Here is an 18,185-nt window from a genome sequence, read left to right on the forward strand (position 1 = left end):
CCCACCCATGGAACTCAACACCCTGTGGTTCTGGATCATCGCCGTCATGTTCATCGGCTACTTCGTCCTGGACGGCTTCGACTTCGGTGTCGGCATGTCCCTGCCATTCCTGGGCAAGGACGACACCGACCGGCGCGTCCTGATCAACACCATCGGCCCGGTCTGGGACCTCAACGAGACCTGGGTCATCGTGGCAGGGGCCTCGCTCTTCGCGGCCTTCCCGGAGTGGTACGCCACGATGTTCAGCGGCTTCTACCTGGCATTGCTGCTCATCCTGCTGGCCCTCATCGCCCGCGGTGTGTCGTTCGAATACCGGCACCAGCGCCCTGAACTGAAGTGGAAGAAGTCCTTCGACACCATGATCGTGGTGGGTTCGGCTGTGCCGGCCCTGCTCTGGGGCGTGGCCTTCGGCAACGTCGTTCGCGGTGTGCCGTTGGACGCCGACTTCAACTACATCGGCAGCTTCTTCGACCTGCTGAACCCCTACGCTCTGCTGGCCGGGCTCACCACCCTGCTGTTGTTCTTCACCCACGGCGTGATCTTCGTCTCCGCCAAGACCGAGGGTGAGATCAGGGTGCGGGCGCGCGCCCTGGCGATCAAGTCTGGGCTGGTCACCATCGTCGTCGCGGCCTCGTTCCTGGTCTGGACCACCCTGGCCTACGGCACGTTCGCCTCCGGCATCCTGGCCGCCGTCGCTGCCGTGGCCCTCATCGCCGCGTACCTGATGAACCTGGCCGGCAGGGAGCGCACGGCGTTCGGCCTCATGGCCGTGACCATCGGTTTCGCCGTTCTGACCCTGTTCGCGTCGCTGTTCCCCGACGTGATGCCGGCCAGCAACAACGTGGCCAACAGCCTCACCATCGAGAACGCCTCATCCACCCCGTACACCCTGCAGGTCATGAGTTGGACGGCGTTGATCGCCGCTCCCGTGATCCTGGGCTACCAGGGCTGGACGTATTGGGTGTTCCGCAAGCGAATCGGCCGCACGCACATCGAAGCCGCGGCGCACTGAGCCGCCGTACACTAAACGTACATGCGTCCTCTCGATCCACGGCTCCTCAAGCACGCCTCCGCGGCGCGCTGGTTCCTCGTGGCCGGTGCGGTCCTTGGACTGGCTCAGACGCTCACCGTCGTCGCGTTCTCCTGGTTCCTGAGCCAGAGCATCACGCTGGCCGTGCGGGGCGACTCGCTCGAGTCGCTGCGCGGAACCGTCGCCGCATTGGCCGGGGTGGTCGTGGTACGCGCCGTGCTGGTCTGGATGCTCGACGTCGCCGCCCACCGCGGCGCCGCCGCCGTGAAGAGCCAGCTGCGCACCGCGGTGATGCACCGGCTGGCCGAGCGCGGCCCGAACTGGCTGGCGGGCCAGCAGGATGCCCGGATCGCGACCACGGTGACGAGCGGGCTGGACGCGCTCGACAACTACTTCTCCCGCTACCTGCCTCAGCTTCTGTTGACGGCAATCGCCACGCCGATCCTGGTGCTGGTGATGCTCTGGCAGGATCCGGCGAGCGGGATCACGGTGATCATCGTGCTGCCGCTCATCCCGGTCTTCATGATCCTGATCGGGCAGGCCACCCAGGGTGTGCAGCGCGCGCAGTGGGATGCGCTGCAGCGGCTGTCAGCCGGATTCCTCGACGTGGTCGGGGGCTTGGCGACACTGAAGATCTACGGCAGGGAACGGCGCCAGACCGAGCGTCTGGGCAGCCTGACGGAGGAGTACCGGGGCCGCACGATGAAGGTGCTGCGGGTGTCCTTCCTCAGCGGGTTCGTGCTCGAACTCGCCGGCAGTCTCTCCGTCGCCCTGATCGCGGTGTCGATCGGGCTGCGGCTCGTGGACGGTTCGCTGCTTCTGGGCGTCGGCCTGTTCGTTCTTCTCCTGGCCCCCGAGGCGTTCCTGCCGGTGCGCCAGGTCGGCGTGCACTTCCACGCGGCGGCCGACGGGCTGGCCGCCGCCGAGGAAGTGTTCGCCATCCTCGATGCCGACGAACCGTCCCGCCTGGATGCGTCGGGCGACCGGGTCGGGGGAGTCCGCACGGCATCCGCACTGCCCGTTGTCGGCCAGCCTGTTGTCGGCCAGCCCGCGGTTGACCTGCCCAGAGCCGACCGGCCCGGCGGCGGCGCCCTCAGCTTCGAGGGCGTGACCATCCGCCGCGGCGACAGCACCGTCATCGATCGGCTCAGCGCCACCTTCACCGCCGGGCGGCTCAGCGTGCTGCGTGGACCGAGCGGCGTGGGCAAGTCCACCCTGATCGGGGCCCTGCAAGCATTTGTGCCGTTCGACGGCACCATCCGCCTCGACGGCGTGACCGTGCCGACCGACGACCGCCGGGACTGGCTGGCCTGGTCAGGACAACGCGCCGGCCTGTTCTCCGGCAGCATCGCCGGCAATGTCGCCCTGGGCTCCAGCGTCACCGATGATTCCCTGGTGGTCACGGCCCTGCGTCTGGCCGGCGCCGCAGACCTGGAGCCCACGCTTCGGCTCGGCGTCAACGGTGCCGGGCTGTCCGGCGGCCAGGCCCAGCGTGTCGCCGCCGCCCGCGCCATCTACCGCTGCCTCGCCCTGGACTGCCGGGTCCTCGTGCTCGACGAGCCGAGTTCGGCCCTCGACACCGACGCGGAGAACGCCCTCATCGACGGCCTCGCCTCCCTGGCCGGTCAGGGCAGGATCGTCATCGTGGTCAGCCACCGACCGGCCTTCGTCGCCGCCGCAGACCACGTCGTCCACCTGAACGAGGTCGCCCATGTCTGATCCCCGCGCGTCCGGCCGCCCCCACCGCGACAGCTGGCTGCCGTCGGCGATGGTGCGATCGGTACTCGGGCTCGCCCAGCCGCCCGCCCGCCGCAGCCTGCCGGGCCTCGTGGCGGGAACGGTGAGCGCTGCCAGCGCCGTGGCCCTCCTGGCCTGCTCGGCCTGGCTCATCACCAGGGCCGCGGAAATGCCACCGATCCTCTTCCTGGGGCTGGCCGTCGTCGGTGTGCGCGCCTTCGCGCTGTCCCGCGCGGCATTCCGCTACCTGGAGAGGCTCCTCAGCCACGACGCGGCCTTCCGCCAGCTCGGCGCCCTGCGCCTGGGCATCTTCGCCCGCCTGGTGCCCCTGGCCCCCGCCGGTCTCTCCGGCACCCGCAGGGGCGACCTGCTGACCCGGCTGGTGCGGGACGTCGACGAGCTGCAGGACTTCCCTCTGCGCGTCGTTCAGCCCCTGCTCACCTCCGGCATCGTCGCGATCCTCAGCGTGGTCGGGGTCTGGCTGGTATTGCCGGCGGCCGGGCTCACCCTCGCCCTGTGCCTCGTGGTGGCCGCGGTCGTGGGCACGCTACTGACCGGTCTGCTGTCGGCCCGCTCCGAACGAGCCCTGGCACCGCTTCGCGGTGCCCTGGCCGACGAGGTACTGGAGGTGGTCGAGAACCTGGACGTGCTCACGGCCTTCGGCGCGCTGGAGTCCCGGCTGGACAACCTCAGGGTTGTGGAGGAGAAGCTACGTCTGGCCGCGCTGCGCACCTCCACCGGTGCCGGAGTACAGGCCGCCGTGATCTCGCTCTGCGCCGGTGCCGCAACGGTGCTCGCTCTGACCACCGCGATCCCGGCATTGGGCTCCGGCGGGTTCTCCGGACCGGCCCTGGCCGTGGTGGTTCTGATCCCGATGGCCGTGTTCGAGGTTTTCGCCATGATCCCACCGGCCATCAGCGCCTGGCGCCGGGTGCGTTCAAGCGCCGAGCGGGTGCAGTCCGTGGTGCCGGAGCAGATTCCCGCCGAGATCCCGACCGAACTGGCGACCGGCAACGCCCTGGTCGACACGTCGGCGCCCGTGTCCGCGGTGCTGCCGGCGGCCGGCGCGGTTCTCGAGCTGACCGGGTTGGGCGCGCGCTGGCCGGGGGCAGACCGGGCCGCGCTGTCCGGGGTGACCATGCGCCTCACCGCCGGTGACCGTGTGCACCTGGCCGGGGCCAGCGGGGCCGGCAAGACCACCCTCGCCCAGACCCTCGTCCGGTTCCTGGACTACACCGGCTCGTACCGCATCAATGGCGTCGAAGCCAGGGAGCTGGCACCGTCGGACGTTCGTCAGGTTGTCGGCCTGTGCGAGCAGCGACCCTGGCTCTTCGACGACACCGTGCGCCAGAACCTGCTCTTCGCCAGGGACACGGCCACCGACGACGACCTGCTGAACGTTCTCGCCCGGGTCGGTCTGACGGACTGGATGAACAGCCGCGGCGGCCTGGACGCGCGGGTGGGCGAGCGCGGCGCACTCGTCTCCGGTGGCCAGGCCCAGCGCATCGCCCTGGCCAGGGCTCTGCTCGCTGACTTCCCGGTGCTCATCGTGGATGAACCGACAGCGAACGTCGACACCGGTCTCGGCGACACCCTCGTGCGTGACATCCTGTCGGCGTCGGCAGACGCGGGGCGCGCCGTGCTGCTCATCTCGCACACCCCGGTGCCGACCGAGCTGATCACCCGCACCTACACGCTCACGGCCGGATCCGGACTGCAGGCCGACCCTACTCCGGAGGAAGCTCTCGTTCCATGAATCGGGCTTCCCGGCGTTTCAGCCAGCGCTTGACGAGCACGACCACCAATCCGAACGCGGCGATCGCCCCGACGAAGAGGTAGCCGGCGAAGTGCAATTGATCGGAGATACTGCGGTAGCCCTCGGCCGCCGCGGCTCCCACCGACACGTAGGTCACGGTCCAGAGAACACACGCCGGCACTGTCCAGGCCAGGAAGGTGCGATACCGCATGGCACTCATACCCACGGTGAGCGGGATGACGGAGTGCAGCACGGGCAGGAACCTGGAGAGGAACACGGCGATCCCACCCCGTCTGGCCAGGTAGCGCTCGGCGCCGTCCCAGTGCTTCTCACCGATGCGCCGGCCCAACCAGCTGCGTCGAATCCAGGGCCCGAACCGGCGGCCCAGGTAGAAGCCGATGCTTTCGCCGGCCAGCGCTCCCAGGATCACCGCGACGATCAGGGCGACGTACTCCACCGGCCCCTCGAGCACCGTGCTCGAGACGATCACAATGGTATCGCCGGGAACGATCAGCCCGATCAAGACCGACGTTTCCAGTAGCATCCCCACACCAGCGAGAACCGTGCGCAGGATGGGGTCGACGGAGCCAACGGCGTCCAGGATCCAGTTGAGTACGTCGTTCACGTCGCCAGCCTAGGCCGCAGCGCGATATCCCGAAGTCGATAGCGCCCCTAGGCTTGACACGTGCCGTCGACTCCCAGCTTTCTGGACCACGGCGTCCCGGACCGCCCTCGTCCGGCGCTGCGCCGAATCCCGCTCCCGGGCTGGGTCGACCCCGCCGCCGCGTACGCCGAACTGTATGCCGGATCACGCTACGCCGTCTGGCTCGACGCCGGTGCCGACGCGACGACGGGGCTGAGCTACCTCGCTGGAGCGCACACGAACTCGACGGTGATCACCGCGGACGCGGGTCTGGGCACGGTGACCCGCTCACGACCGCTCGACCCGGACGATCTGCCACACACGACCAGCCAGAGCGTCTTCGACCTGCTCCGCGCCGAGCTCGTCCACCCGCCGATGACAGACGGCGACGACAGCGTCGGCTTCCGACTGGGCTGGGTCGGCTGGCTCGGCTACGACGTCGCCCAGCCGGTGGCGCCGGCCACGTCAGGCAGCGCAGGCACGTTCGGCAGCAGTGCCACCACCGATCCAACCGATCCCGTCGGGGCGGTACCCGGTGCTCCCTCGCTCCGCACGGGAACGCCCGATGCGGCGCTCCTGCGCGTGGACCGCGCCATCGTCTTCGATCATTCCGCCCGAACGGTGACCATCCTGGCCCGCCAGGATGCGCCGGAGCCTGGCGCCGACCCCGCTGCCGGCGTCGCCGACCTGGAGACCTGGATCGCCGATACTTCTCGGCGGCTGGCGGGGCTGCTTCACGCCACCTCGACCGCCGCACCAGCTCCCGTCCTGAGCCAGGACGTCTCCGCGACGCTCGTCCATACCGGGGCCGAGGTGCGCTGGCGGCACGATGCCGACCGTTACGCCCGCCTGATCGAGCTCTGCCAGGAACGCATCGCGGCCGGCGACGCGTATCAGCTGTGTCTGACCAACGAGGTCACCATCTCCGGACGCTTCGACGCCGACGAGGTCTACCGGCACCTGCGCGCCACCAGCGCCACCCACCACGGCGGGCTCCTCCGGTTCGGCGAGCATGCGTTGCTCAGCGCCTCGCCGGAGGAGTTTCTCGCGGTCAGCCCGGCCGGCCGAGTGCGCACCCGGCCCATCAAGGGAACCAGGCCACGCTCCAGCGACCCCGACCGAGACCGGATGCTCCGCGCCGAATTGCTCGCCAGCGAGAAGGAACGCGCGGAGAACCTGATGATCGTCGACCTGATGCGCAACGACCTCGGCCGCATCGCCGCGCTCGGCACCGTCGCCGTCACGGGCCTGCTCCAGACCGAGAGCTACCCGCACGTGCACCAGCTGGTCAGCACCGTCGAGGCACGCCTGGCGCCTGGGCTCACCGCTGTCGACGCCGTCCAGGCCGCATTTCCGGCCGGCTCGATGACCGGGGCGCCCAAGGCGAGCGCCATGGGCATCCTGCGCGCCCTCGAGGGCGGTGAACGCGGCGTCTATGCCGGGGCGTTCGGTTACTTGGGCGATGACGGGGCGCTCGACCTGGCCATGGTCATCCGCAGCATCGTGCTCGGACCCGACGGAGCGTCGATCGGCACCGGCGGCGGCATCACCGCCCTGTCCGTGCCTGCGGAGGAAATCGAGGAGACCCGGATCAAGGCGGACGCTCTGATCGGGGCGGTTCTCGCCGCGGCCCGGGCTACCGGGGCGACGCCGGACCTGGCGGGCAGCCAGGGTTTAGTAACCTAGGACCTTGGGCGTCGCCACCGGGCTGGATCCGGGTGCAGAGACGCCACCTCACCACAATGAATGAGAGCCCCGTGGCACACGAGCACGACACCATGTCCAACGGTCCCGAAGACGAAGACGGCTACGACTTCGCCGCCATCCAGGCGAAATGGGCGCCGATCTGGGAGGAACTCGAACCGTTCCGCACCAGCGACCCCGACGACACCCGACCGCGCAAGTACGTGCTCGACATGTTCCCGTACCCCTCTGGCGACCTGCACATGGGCCACGCCGAGGTGTACGCGCTCGGCGACATCGTCGCCCGCTACTGGCGGCAGCAGGGCTTCAACGTGCTGCACCCCATCGGCTGGGACTCGTTCGGGCTGCCCGCCGAGAACGCCGCCATCAAGCGCGGCATCGACCCGCGCGGCTGGACCTACGACAACATCGCGCAGCAGAAGAAGAGCATGAAGCTCTACGCGGCCTCCTTCGACTGGTCCCGCGAACTGCACACCAGCGACCCCGAGTACTACAAGTGGAACCAGTGGCTGTTCCTGCAGCTGTACAAGAAGGGCCTGGCCTACCGCAAGGACAGCTGGGTCAACTGGGACCCGGTGGACCAGACCGTTCTCGCCAACGAGCAGGTGCTCGCGGACGGCACCAGCGAGCGCAGCGGCGCCGTTGTCGTGAAGAAGAAGCTCACCCAGTGGTACTTCAAGATCACCGACTACGCCGACCGCCTCCTCGACGACCTCAACCAGCTCGAGGGCACCTGGCCGGCCAAGGTGCTCAACATGCAGCGCAACTGGATCGGTCGCTCCATCGGCGCCGACGTCGACTTCGTCATCGAGGGCCGTGACGCGCCGGTCAGCGTCTTCACCACCCGCCCCGACACCCTCTTCGGCGCCACCTTCATGGTCGTCGCCCCCGACGCCGACCTGGCCGCCGAGCTCGTCGCCGACGCCTCCCCTGAGGTGCGGGAACGCTTCGCGGCGTACCTGGTGCAGGTGCAGAACAGCACCGAGATCGAACGCCAGGCCACCGACAGGGAGAAGACCGGAGTCTTCCTCGAGCGGTACGCCATCAACCCCGCCAACGGTGAACGCCTGCCCATCTGGGCGGCTGACTACGTCCTGGCGGACTACGGCCACGGTGCGGTCATGGCCGTGCCGGCGCACGACCAGCGTGACCTCGACTTCGCCCTGCGTTTCGACCTGCCTGTGCGTGTCGTCGTCGACACCCTGGCCCCGGTCACCGGGGTCATCCCGGTGATCACCCCCGGCATGCTGGACGGCTCGGAGGAACTGCCCGCACTGGATTCGGATACCATCGACCCGGTCGCCACCGGCATCGCCCTCACGGGTGCGGGCCGCCTGATCAACTCCGGCGCGCTCAACGGCCTCACCAAGGCCAACGCCATCAAACGGATGATCGACCAGCTCGTCGCCGACGGAACCGGGCGGGCCACCAAGAACTACCGCCTGCGCGACTGGCTGATCTCCCGGCAGCGCTACTGGGGCACCCCGATCCCGATCATCCACGGTGAGGACGGCACCGAGATCCCGGTGCCGGAGGACCAGCTGCCCGTGCTGCTGCCGCCGACCGACGGCCTCGACCTCAAGCCCAAGGGGACCTCGCCACTCGGCGGCGCCACCGACTGGGTCAACGTGGTCAACCCCATCGACGGCACCCCGGCCAAGCGTGACGCCGACACCATGGACACCTTCGTGGACAGTTCCTGGTACTTCCTGCGGTTCCTGAACCCCACCGATGACACCAAGGCCTTCGACCCCAAGGAAGCCGACAAGTGGGCACCAGTCGACCAGTACGTCGGCGGTGTCGAGCACGCCATCCTGCACCTGCTGTATGCCCGATTCATCACCAAGGTGCTCTTCGACCTGGGCTTCGTCACCTTCACCGAACCGTTCACCGCTCTGCTGAACCAGGGCATGGTCATCCTCGACGGCGCCAAGATGAGCAAGAGCAAGGGCAACCTCGTCTACTTCACCGAGGAGGTCGACAAGTACGGTGTCGACGCCGTGCGCCTCACCATGGCATTCGCCGGGCCGCCGGAAGACGACATCGACTGGGCCGACGTGTCCCCGGTCGGGTCGGCGAAATTCCTGGCCCGCGCCTGGCGGGTCGCCCGCGACGTCACCAGCGCGCCCGACGTGGAATGGAAGACCGGAGACGTGGCGCTGCGCCGCGTCACCCACCGCTTCCTCGCCGACGCCCCGTCGCTGATCGAGTCGTTCAAGTTCAACGTCGTCGTGGCGCGGATGATGGAACTCGTCAACGCCACCCGCAAGGTGATCGACACCGGTGCCGGCCCGTCCGATGCCGCAGTACGCGAGGCGGCAGAGGTCACCGCCATGGCGCTGAACCTGTTCTCTCCGTACACGGCGGAGGACATGTGGGAACGCCTCGGCTACGAGCCGTGCGTCGCCCTGGCACTGTGGCGCAAGCCCGACCGCAGCCTGCTCGTCGCCGAGTCGGTGACCGCGGTCGTGCAGGTCGACGGCAAGGTGCGCGACCGTCTCGAGGTGTCACCGAAGATCAGCAACGACGACCTGGAGAGCCTCGCCCGGGCGTCCGCGGCCGCGATCCGCTCCGTCGGTGACCGCGAGATCGTCAAGGTCATCGTGCGCGCCCCCCGCATGGTGAGCATCGTCACCAAGCCCGCGGCCTAGCCGGACGGCCGCTCCGCGCGGCCGTGCGAGTCACCGGCCCCACCTCCACAGGTGGGGCCGGTTGCGGTTGTGCACAGGTTCCGGTCTCGGCATCGAGATGGGCACGAACCCGTCCTAGCCTGCCGGCATGGTGTTCGATCCGTACAGCAGCCTCGCCCCGTCCTCCCGCACGACCTCCAGCGGCTCACAGCCAGGGCCGGCCGGAACCGTTCGCACGCGGTTGCGCCTCGGTGTCGGTGCGGCGGTGGTGCTGCTCCTCACCGCCCTGGGGGTGGCTGTCGCCGTGACGGCCATCGCCCAGGTCGGCCACAGTGTCGAGGTTCCCGCCACCCCCGGCGCAGATGATGTGGGTGGGTCGGGTGAGGCGGGCGGGTCCGGCGCCACCGAACCGGATCCAGATCCGGTCGCCGGGAACGAATCGGCGCTGTTCTCTGAAGCGGGTGACGCGGCGCCCGGCGGCACCACCGGTGCCGAGGACTCCGCCGTTTTTGTGCACGTCCTGGGTGCCGTGGCGCATCCGGGGCTCTTCGAGGTCAGCGCCGGCGCCAGAGTTGTCGATGTCGTTGCCGCGGCCGGCGGGCTGCTACCCACTGCCGATCAGGCGGGGGTCAACCTCGCCCGCCCGGTCACGGACGGTGAACAGCTCTACGTCCCCGCCCAGGGTGAGGTGGCCCCCGGTGCGCCTGCCGGAGCCGCTGGAGCTGCGACCGGTTCTCCCGGCGCCGCAGGAACGCCGCAGGGAGCCGGGGCCGGCACGACGGTGAACCTGAATACCGCGACGGTCGCCGACCTCGACACGCTGCCGCGGATCGGACCGGTCATGGCGCAGCGGATCCTGGACTACCGCGCGGCCGAGGGCCGGTTCGACAGCATCGAGGACCTCCGCAACGTCACCGGGATCGGCGACAAGACCTTCGCCGCCCTCCAGGACCTGATCAGTGTCTGATCTCGGACGCGGCAGGGCGGGCGGCGGTCGCGGTGCAGGCCGTGCAGGCCGCGCAGACGGGCGGCGAGGCAGGTCCCGCCGTGCGCCGCCTGGCACCGCCCCGTCTGGGCTGGACCTGCGTCTGGTCTGGCCCGCGGCGGCCTGCTGGATCTCCGCCGGACTGCTGGTGGCGGTGCCGACGATCGCGGGCGGCGTTGCCGCTGTGCTCTGGGCGGCCGCGCTCGTCCTGATTCTCCGGTCGCTCCGTTGGGGCTACATCCGGTCGCCAGGTTCCCGCGGCCGGCGTCTCGGCCGGCCGGGGTCACCCCGTGCGCGTGCTCGCCTGCAACCGGCTCGCACGACGCGCAGCACCGGGCCGTTGCTCGGGACCCTGGCCGTGTGCTGCGCCGCGGCCGGCCTGGTGGCCACGACCGTCGCGGTGCAGGGCCCGCACCGGCTCCCCGACACGGTGCGCGCGGTCATCGACGAGCGCGCTCGAGCCACTGCACACGTCACGGTCGCTTCGTCACCTGTCGTGCGAAGCGGTGCTGGCTTCGGTGGTGCAGACCAACTGCGCTTCCGGGTCACCCTGACGAGACTGGAGGCGGCGGCCACCGCCAGGGGGAAGGGGCAGGAGGTATCGGTGCCCGTGGTGATGTTCATCGCAGCCGCCGAACGGACCCCGGCCATCGGCGATGAGCTACGCCTGACGGGCACTCTTGTGGCCACCGAACCCGGGGATGCCGCTTCGGCATTGTTCTTCGGTCGGGGCGAGCCCGAACTGGTTCGCCCCGCTCCCTGGTTCCTGGACTGGGCGAACCGGCTGCGCGCCGGTTTCGCCGCCGCCGCCGGCGACCTGCCAGGCCCCGGAGCGGACCTGCTCCCCGGCCTCGCGATCGGGGACACCGCCGCCGTGGACGAGGACCTCGAATCCGCCATGAAAGCGAGCTCGTTGAGTCATCTCACCGCGGTCTCGGGCGCGAACTGTGCGATCGTGCTCGCGCTGGTTCTGGCAGTCTCCTCGGCGTCTGGCCTGAGCCGGCGGTGGCGGGTCGCCTGCGGGCTCGTGGTGCTGGCGGGATTCGTGGTTCTGGTGACGCCGGAACCCAGCGTGATCCGCGCCGCCACCATGGCCACGATCGTACTGATCGCCGGATCGGTGGGGCGACCGGGCCGTGGCCTGCCCGCGCTGGCCCTGGCCGTGCTGGTCCTGCTGGTGAGCGATCCCTGGCTCGCGCGCAACTACGGCTTTGCGCTCTCGGTGCTGGCCACCCTCGGCCTGCTCGTGCTCACGGTACCCCTGGCGCGCCGGCTCCGGCACTGGGTGCCCGCACCGGTTGCCGCGGTACTGGCCATCCCGGTCGCCGCCCAACTGGCGTGCCAGCCGGTTCTCGTGCTGCTCAGCCCCACCCTGCCGGCGTACGGTGTGCCCGCGAATCTGCTCGCGGCGGCCGCGGCTCCCGTCGCCACCATCGTTGGACTGGCCGCCTGCCTGCTGTTGCCGTGGCTGCCCGCCCTGGCGGCGCCGCTGGTCTGGCTGGCCTGGCTGCCGGCGACGTGGATCGCCGCTGTGGCCCAGACCACGGCAGGTTTGCCGGCCAGCAGCCTGCCCTGGCTGGGCGGTGGGTTGGGCGTACTGCTCACCCTGGGATGCACGGTCGCGGTCGTCGTGCTGCTTGCGGCGCCACGGCCGGGACAAGGCCAGGCCGTGGCCCGGCTCGGTAGCGGGGCGCTGCTCTGCCTGGCGGTCGGGTGCACGGTGGGCGCCTCGCTCGGCACCGGCCTGGGGAGGGCCACCGTCTTCCCCGCGGACTGGCAGATCGCCGCCTGCGACATCGGCCAGGGCGACGCCGTCGTGGTGCGTGACGGCGACCAGGTCGCGCTCATCGACGCGGGGCCCGACCCCACCCTGCTGACCGCCTGCCTGGCCGAACTGGGCATCGACCGGGTCGACCTGCTTGTTCTCACCCACTACGACTTCGATCATGTCGGGGGACTGGACGCCGTGATCGGTCGGGTGGACACGGCCCTGGTCGGCCCGCCGGACACCGGCGCTGACGCCAGGCTGGGCTCCCTGCTGGCCCGGTCAGGCGCGCGGGTCACGGAGGCCGCGCGCGGGCAGCACGGCACGCTGGGAGCGCTGGCGTGGCAGGTGCTCTGGCCGATCGGCGCCGCCGACGTCTTCACGACCGGCAACGACGGGAGCGTCACCATCCGGTTCGAGGGTCGCGGCATCAGCTCAGTGTTCCTCGGTGATCTCGGTGAGGAGGCGCAGAACGCCCTGCTCGCGGCCGGTGAGATCGGCCGGGTCGACGTGGTGAAGGTCGCCCACCACGGATCGGGCGATCAGAGTGCTGCTCTGTACGCCGAGCTCAGAGCCCGCGTGGGACTGGTCTCCGTGGGGGAGGACAACGGCTACGGCCACCCCACCCGTTCTGTCCTTGACCTGCTGGACTCGGCGAGCACGGCAACGGTCCGCACCGACCAGGATGGTCTGGCCGTGATCGCCCCGGCTGGCGGCTCGTTGAGGGTCTGGACCGAGAGGGTCGGCCCTGCCGGTTAGGCTGGAGCGGTAGCGAAGGGAGCCCCGTGGCGGCACGAACAACAGCATCGGGTCGAACCGGTAAACCGGCCGCGAAGGCCTCGACGGCGAAGATCCCGCAGCTGGCCTGGCACCAGGTGCGACCTGCTCCGGTTGTGCTCGTCTCCGGCACCGAGGATTTCCTTGCCGACCGGGCAATCCGCACTCTCCGGGACTTTCTGAAACTGGAAGATCCCAGCCTCGAGATCAGCGATATCCAGGCCGACAGTTACGCACCTGGCGAGCTGCTCACCCTGGCGAGCCCTTCGCTCTTCGGTGAGCCCAGGATGATCAGGGTCAGCTCGGTCGAGAAGTGCAGCGACACCTTCCTCACCGAGGCCATCGAGTACTTGCAGAACCCCGCAGACGATACCTATGTCATCCTGCGGCACGGCGGGGGAGTGCGTGGCAAGAAGCTGCTGGACACCATTCGCAGCGGTGTCGGTGGAGCCATCGAAGTGGTCTGTGCGGAACTGAAGAAGGACGCCGACAAGCACGACTTCGCCACTGCCGAATTCCGCACGGCCGGCAAGCGTGTCACCCCGAGCGCTCTCCGGGCCCTCGTCGCCGCATTCTCCGACGATCTGGCGGAGCTCTCTGCCGCCTGCCAGCAGCTGATCGCCGACACCGGCGCCGAAGTCACCGAAACCACCGTGGACCGCTACTACGGCGGCCGGGTGGAGACCAACGCCTTCAAGGTCGCCGATTCCGCGATCGCCGGACGGCTAGGAGAAGCCCTGGTGACCCTCCGGCACGCGCTGGCCTCCGGCGCCGATCCCGTCCCCATCGTCGCCGCATTCGCGAGCAAGATCCGCACCATGGCCAAGCTATTCGGAGCGCGCGGTGGGTCGGCCCAGTTGGCCGCGACCTACAGCCTGGCCCCGTGGCAGGTCGAACGCGCCCAGCGAGACCTGCGTGGCTGGTCGGATGACGGGCTGGCCCGGTGCATCGTGATGCTTGCCGAGACGGATGCTGCCGTGAAGGGCGCTGGCCGTGACCCGGTCTTCGCGCTCGAGCGGCTCGTGACGGTCATCGCCAAGCGCGGCGAATAGCGACCTGTCCGCCCGGCCACATCGATGGCCAGACGAGGGCTGGTCAGGGGCGGTCAGAGACCGTGACGGCGGTGCGGTTCAGATAGATCCAGACGCCGTCGGTGTAGTCAGAGTTTCCACAGGTCTCCGCGCTGACCTTCACGGGCAGAATGGTCGCGGCCCCGGCCAGGTCGTCGTGCGAAGCGGTCCCGGCGAAGGACGCCGGCAGTGTCGGGCAGTATTCCAGCTGTACCCGACCCACCAGGTCGGTGAACTGCACCATGATCGACTCCGTGGGCGTCGGCAGGAGAACGGCCAGGGCGAGAGACAGCGCACCCACCGCGAGTCCCACGGTGCCGAGCAGGGCGCCCAGCAGGGTGAGCAGGCGCCCGGTGGGGGCCTCTGGTGCGGTGCCGCCCGGCCGGCCCTGGTCTGGTGCGACGCGCGAGGGCGCCTCGTTCGGCAGGGTGCCGGCAGGGAACGACCCATCAGGGAACGACCCGTCGGGGAACGACCCGTCCGGGAAGGCCTGTGGTTCGGGCGGGCGCGTGCCGTGCGTGACGGTGGGGGCGGGGGCGGACACCGTCGCGGCGGCGAGCAGGGCGGCCCCGCCGAGAACGAAGACGAAGGCGAGCACCCCGATGACGACCCAGGGTTCGACGCCGGAATAGGCCCGTACGGACGGAGCGAACCAGAGTCCGACAGCGATCACGGCTGCGGCAATCCCGAAGGCGCCGGCGAGGGCGGCGGCCCTCCTGCGCCCACTCGGTCGCAAGACCAGACCGGGCGCTGCATCCGGGTGCTCGTATTCGCTCGTCACGCCGACACCCTAGCGTCGGCCAGGTGGTTCGGAAAGGGTGGGGCGACCCGCTCTGACTCTGGACGACCCGCTCTGACTCTGGGCGACCCGCCCTGACACACCCCGGACGCAGAAAACCCCCGCCCAGTGGGCGGGGGTGTGTCTGTGAAGCGACGCGGGGTGGAACCCTGCGGGAGAACCGAGGTTCGCGCTTTAGAGAGCGTTGACCGACTTGGCGATCGCGGACTTCTTGTTCGCGGCCTGGTTCTTGTGGATAACGCCCTTGCTGACGGCCTTGTCGAGCTTCTTGGAAGCAACGGCGAGGCTGGCGACAGCCTTGTCCTTGTCACCGGCGGTGACGGCGAGGCGCGTGGCCCGGATGGCGGTCTTGAACTCGCTCTTGACCGCCTTGTTGCGCTCCTGCGACTTCTTGTTGGTGAGGATCCGCTTGATCTGCGACTTGATGTTTGCCACGTTTATACGCTTTCGTTAGGTTCTTGTTCGGATGGGCCGCCCGGCGATAGAGGGCACCGTGCGGCGAAAATCGTGTGGGGTGGGACCCAACACGCAAGCCAACAGGCAACGATACCAGTTATCGGCGCTGATCGGTGACCGAATCGGACCGACCTGGCCGGGAGTCCGCGCTCACCCGGGCGAGTACCCGCCTGAGCACTGTATCGAAAGCGTGCGGCCGGTGCAGGCTCACCAGGTGACCGGCACCAGGAACGGTGATCAGAGTGGCGTTCGGGGCGGCGCGAAGGAATCGGCCCTGGTGCAGGCGGAAGTGATCCCAGGCCCCGTTGACCAGCCAGACCTGGCCGTCGTAAGCGCGCAGGTCGGCCAGGGGAGTGAGCGTTCCCGTCGACCGCAGGCCCGCCTCCATGACGTCCAGCGCGACCCCGCCGGCCAGGACATCGGCCGCCCCGGCGGCCGGGAGCATGCGGCGGACCAGGAAGGTGTGCAGCGCGAGCCCCCGGTCAGGGAGACGGTGAATCAGCCGGGCGAGCAGACGGTACGCCGCCAACCCGGCACCGCCGGGCTCGAACGACGACCCGACGGCGACGAGGCCGATGACCCGGGCCGGATGGCTGGCCGCGTAGGCCATGGCGTAATACCCGCCCAGAGACAGTCCCACGAGCAGCACCCGGCCGCCCAGGGCGTCGACGCCGGCGTCGATCGCGGCGAGGGCCCCTGTCACGCTGAATTCGTCGCCGAGCCTGGACCCGTGCCCTGGCAGGTCGACGGCCAGCACCGGGTGGCCCGCCCCGGCCAGCCACTCGCGCTGGTGCCGCCACATGCTGGCCGAGGTGCGGATCCCGTGCACCAGCAGAACCGGCACCGGCTCCGGTACGTCGGCGGGCACCGGCTCCGGCACGTCAGGACCCCCTGATGGTGCCTGAGGCCCTGGCGCTGGCGACGGCGGAGGTGCGGGAACTGACGCCGAGCTTGCCGAAGATGTGCACCAGGTGGGACTTCACGGTCGCCTCGCTGAGGAACAGGTCCTGGCCGATCTGCCGATTGGAGCGACCGGCCGCGACGAGACCGAGCACCTCCACCTCGCGGGGGGAGAGCCGGCCCTGCGGGATCCGGGAGCGATCGGCGAGCTTCCGTACGATCACGGGGGCCAGCGCGCTCTGGCCGGCGGCTGCGGCCCGCACGGCGGCGATGAGTTCGGCGGGCGGCGCATCCTTGAGCAGGTAGCCGCTGGCTCCGGCCTCGATGGCGCCGAGGATGTCGGCATCCGTGTCGTAGTTGGTGAGGATGAGCACGTGCGGGGCTCCTGGCACCGAGCGCACGCGGCGGGTGGCTTCGGCGCCCTGCATGCGAACGCCGTACGGGCTTGCACTGTGCGGGTCGGCGCCGGGCAGATCCGGCCCAGGCAGTGCCCCGCCGAACTGCAGGTCCATCAGCACCACGTCGACCCGGCCAGACGCCGCCAGTGCGACGGCCTCGTCAGCGGTACCGGCCTCCAACTCGACCACCAGGTCGGGCTCGGCGCCGAGCAGCGCGCGCAGGCCGGCGCGCACGACGGGGTGGTCGTCGGCGAGCAGCACCCGGATCATGCGGGCCCCGGCCCGGTGGGGAAGGTGACCGCGACGGCGGTGCCCTGGCCGGGCGCAGACTCGAGCACGAAGCTGCCGCCCAGCTGCTCCACCCGTTGCCTGATCGCGACCAGGCCGAAGGAGTCAGGACTCTGAGCGGCGGAATCGGTGACGGCGAAACCGCGCCCGTCGTCGACGATGTCGAGGGCGACCTCGTCGGACATGTAGCTCAGCGTGATTTCCGCACGTCCGGCCCCTGCGTGCTGGGTGACGTTGGCGAGCGAGCCCTGCGCGATGCGCAACAGCGTCGTCTCCAGGGTCATCGGCAGCGGCACCGCATCACCGGTGACGTGCAGGCTGACCCTGGTGCTCCTGCCCCCACCGGTCGCGGTGCGCTCCACCGCCGCGGCGAGCCGGGCCAGAGCACCTGGCAGGCTCTGGGTGTCCAGCGCGGGCGGGGTCAGTTCCCGGATGAAGCGGCGGGTTTCCTGCAGATTGGCCGCGGCGGTGTCCCTGGCCAGACGCAGGTGCTCCAGAGCGGCGTCATCGGTCACGGTGCGCTCGGCCGCGTGCAGCAGCAGTTGGATGCTGGACAGTCCCTGGGCGACGGTGTCGTGGATCTCCCTGGCGAGTCGTTCGCGTTCGGCCAGCGTGCCGGCGTCTCTGGCCGTTGCGGCCAGTTCGGCCCTGGTGGCGAGCAGGTCCTGGATGAGGTTCTGGCGCTCGGCGGCCTCGCGCAGCATCGCCCGATAGCCCAGCCCCACGGCCACGGCGACCGCGGCGCCCACGAGGGGGCCGAGGGTGGCACCCAGGCTGAGCCCGACGTGCAGACTCATCGACCAGATCGTCAGTCCCACGCTGAGCAGCACCAGCGGGATGCCCGCCCGCAGCGGCAGCACGTGCAACTGCAGGAAGAACAGCGGGAACACGATGAACGCGGCATCCGGGGTGAGCAGGGTGAGCGCCAGCCACTCCAGCAGCAGCACGGCCATCCACACCGGTACCACCCAGCGCCACGCGGTGCGACGGGCGAGTTCGCTGCCCCCGACGTAGCTGGCCAGGAACACGAGCGCCAGCGTCACCACGCCGACCGGGTTCGGTACCTCGCCGAGCAGGGTCCGCACGATGACGAGACCGGTGAGCCCGGCGATCAGCAGGTGCAGGCCGTTGCGGAGGCCGGAGAACACCGGGGTCAGGGCGGAGTGGGGGACACCCTCGCCGATGCTGGCGGGCGGCGTGGGATCCCGGCGGAGCGGGGTGGGGGCGAGCGCGAGGCTGGACATGGT

General features: G+C 70.0%; 14 protein-coding genes. 8 read left to right on the forward strand and 6 right to left on the reverse strand.

All coding sequences use genetic code 11. The annotated features are described in order from the left end of the window. The first annotated feature begins 7 nt into the window (after positions 1-7). The 3 genes from cydB to cydC are packed head-to-tail and all read left to right on the forward strand — an operon-like array spanning position 8 to position 4,523. Complete coding sequence (gene cydB, locus K2F54_RS02620; protein WP_220604280.1) at positions 8-1,012, forward strand: cytochrome d ubiquinol oxidase subunit II; 1,005 nt, start codon at positions 8-10, stop codon at positions 1,010-1,012. Between the two features lie 21 nt (positions 1,013-1,033). Next, a complete protein-coding gene (gene cydD, locus K2F54_RS02625) occupies positions 1,034-2,749 on the forward strand; it encodes a thiol reductant ABC exporter subunit CydD (protein WP_220604281.1) in 1,716 nt (571 codons plus the stop codon). Beyond that, positions 2,742-4,523, forward strand: coding sequence for a thiol reductant ABC exporter subunit CydC (gene cydC / locus K2F54_RS02630; RefSeq protein WP_255576617.1), 1,782 nt, complete (start codon positions 2,742-2,744; stop codon positions 4,521-4,523). Before cydD ends, cydC begins: the two co-directional genes overlap by 8 nt. On the opposite strand, the gene K2F54_RS02635 is transcribed toward cydC, so the two are convergent. Next, a complete protein-coding gene (locus tag K2F54_RS02635) occupies positions 4,495-5,148 on the reverse strand; it encodes a DedA family protein (protein WP_220604282.1) in 654 nt (217 codons plus the stop codon). The two genes, cydC and K2F54_RS02635, sit on opposite strands and share 29 nt — an antisense overlap. 60 nt (positions 5,149-5,208) lie before the next feature. Between K2F54_RS02635 and K2F54_RS02640 the strand changes: the two genes are divergently transcribed. The 5 genes from K2F54_RS02640 to holA all read left to right on the forward strand — a co-directional run bounded on the left by K2F54_RS02640 (position 5,209) and on the right by holA (position 14,079). After that, on the forward strand, positions 5,209-6,852 hold the full coding sequence (locus tag K2F54_RS02640) for an anthranilate synthase component I family protein (RefSeq protein WP_308287479.1): 1,644 nt from the start codon (positions 5,209-5,211) through the stop codon (positions 6,850-6,852). A 92-nt stretch (positions 6,853-6,944) separates the two neighbouring features. After that, positions 6,945-9,521, forward strand: coding sequence for a leucine--tRNA ligase (gene leuS / locus K2F54_RS02645; protein ID WP_220604428.1), 2,577 nt, complete (start codon positions 6,945-6,947; stop codon positions 9,519-9,521). A gap of 127 nt (positions 9,522-9,648) precedes the next feature. Next, a complete protein-coding gene (locus K2F54_RS02650; RefSeq protein ID WP_220604283.1) occupies positions 9,649-10,467 on the forward strand; it encodes a ComEA family DNA-binding protein in 819 nt (272 codons plus the stop codon). Further along, positions 10,460-13,009, forward strand: a complete 2,550-nt coding sequence (locus K2F54_RS02655; RefSeq protein ID WP_220604284.1) for a ComEC/Rec2 family competence protein — start codon at positions 10,460-10,462, stop codon at positions 13,007-13,009. The genes K2F54_RS02650 and K2F54_RS02655 overlap by 8 nt, the downstream gene beginning before the upstream one ends. A 26-nt stretch (positions 13,010-13,035) precedes the next feature. Further along, entirely contained in the window at positions 13,036-14,079 is a 1,044-nt protein-coding gene (holA, locus tag K2F54_RS02660) for a DNA polymerase III subunit delta (RefSeq protein ID WP_220604285.1), read from the forward strand. A 43-nt stretch (positions 14,080-14,122) separates the two neighbouring features. Here the strand turns inward: holA and K2F54_RS02665 are convergent, their stop codons facing one another. From K2F54_RS02665 to K2F54_RS02685, 5 genes are all read right to left on the reverse strand, one after another. Then, a complete protein-coding gene (locus K2F54_RS02665) occupies positions 14,123-14,878 on the reverse strand; it encodes a hypothetical protein (RefSeq protein ID WP_220604286.1) in 756 nt (251 codons plus the stop codon). A 192-nt stretch (positions 14,879-15,070) separates the two neighbouring features. After that, entirely contained in the window at positions 15,071-15,331 is a 261-nt protein-coding gene (gene rpsT / locus K2F54_RS02670; protein ID WP_220604287.1) for a 30S ribosomal protein S20, read from the reverse strand. Positions 15,332-15,449: 118 nt separating this feature from the next. Further along, positions 15,450-16,232, reverse strand: a complete 783-nt coding sequence (locus tag K2F54_RS02675) for an alpha/beta fold hydrolase (RefSeq protein WP_308287480.1) — start codon at positions 16,230-16,232, stop codon at positions 15,450-15,452. 1 nt (position 16,233) lies between these two features. After that, positions 16,234-16,920 carry a response regulator transcription factor gene (locus tag K2F54_RS02680; RefSeq protein ID WP_220604288.1) on the reverse strand — a complete coding sequence of 229 codons (687 nt, stop codon included), beginning with the start codon at positions 16,918-16,920 and terminating at the stop codon, positions 16,234-16,236. Beyond that, positions 16,917-18,182 carry a sensor histidine kinase gene (locus K2F54_RS02685; RefSeq protein ID WP_220604289.1) on the reverse strand — a complete coding sequence of 422 codons (1,266 nt, stop codon included), beginning with the start codon at positions 18,180-18,182 and terminating at the stop codon, positions 16,917-16,919. The genes K2F54_RS02680 and K2F54_RS02685 overlap by 4 nt, the downstream gene beginning before the upstream one ends. Positions 18,183-18,185 lie beyond the last annotated feature (3 nt).

Source organism: Cryobacterium inferilacus (assembly GCF_019599185.1).
GTDB classification, from domain to species: Bacteria; Actinomycetota; Actinomycetes; order Actinomycetales; family Microbacteriaceae; genus Cryobacterium; species Cryobacterium inferilacus.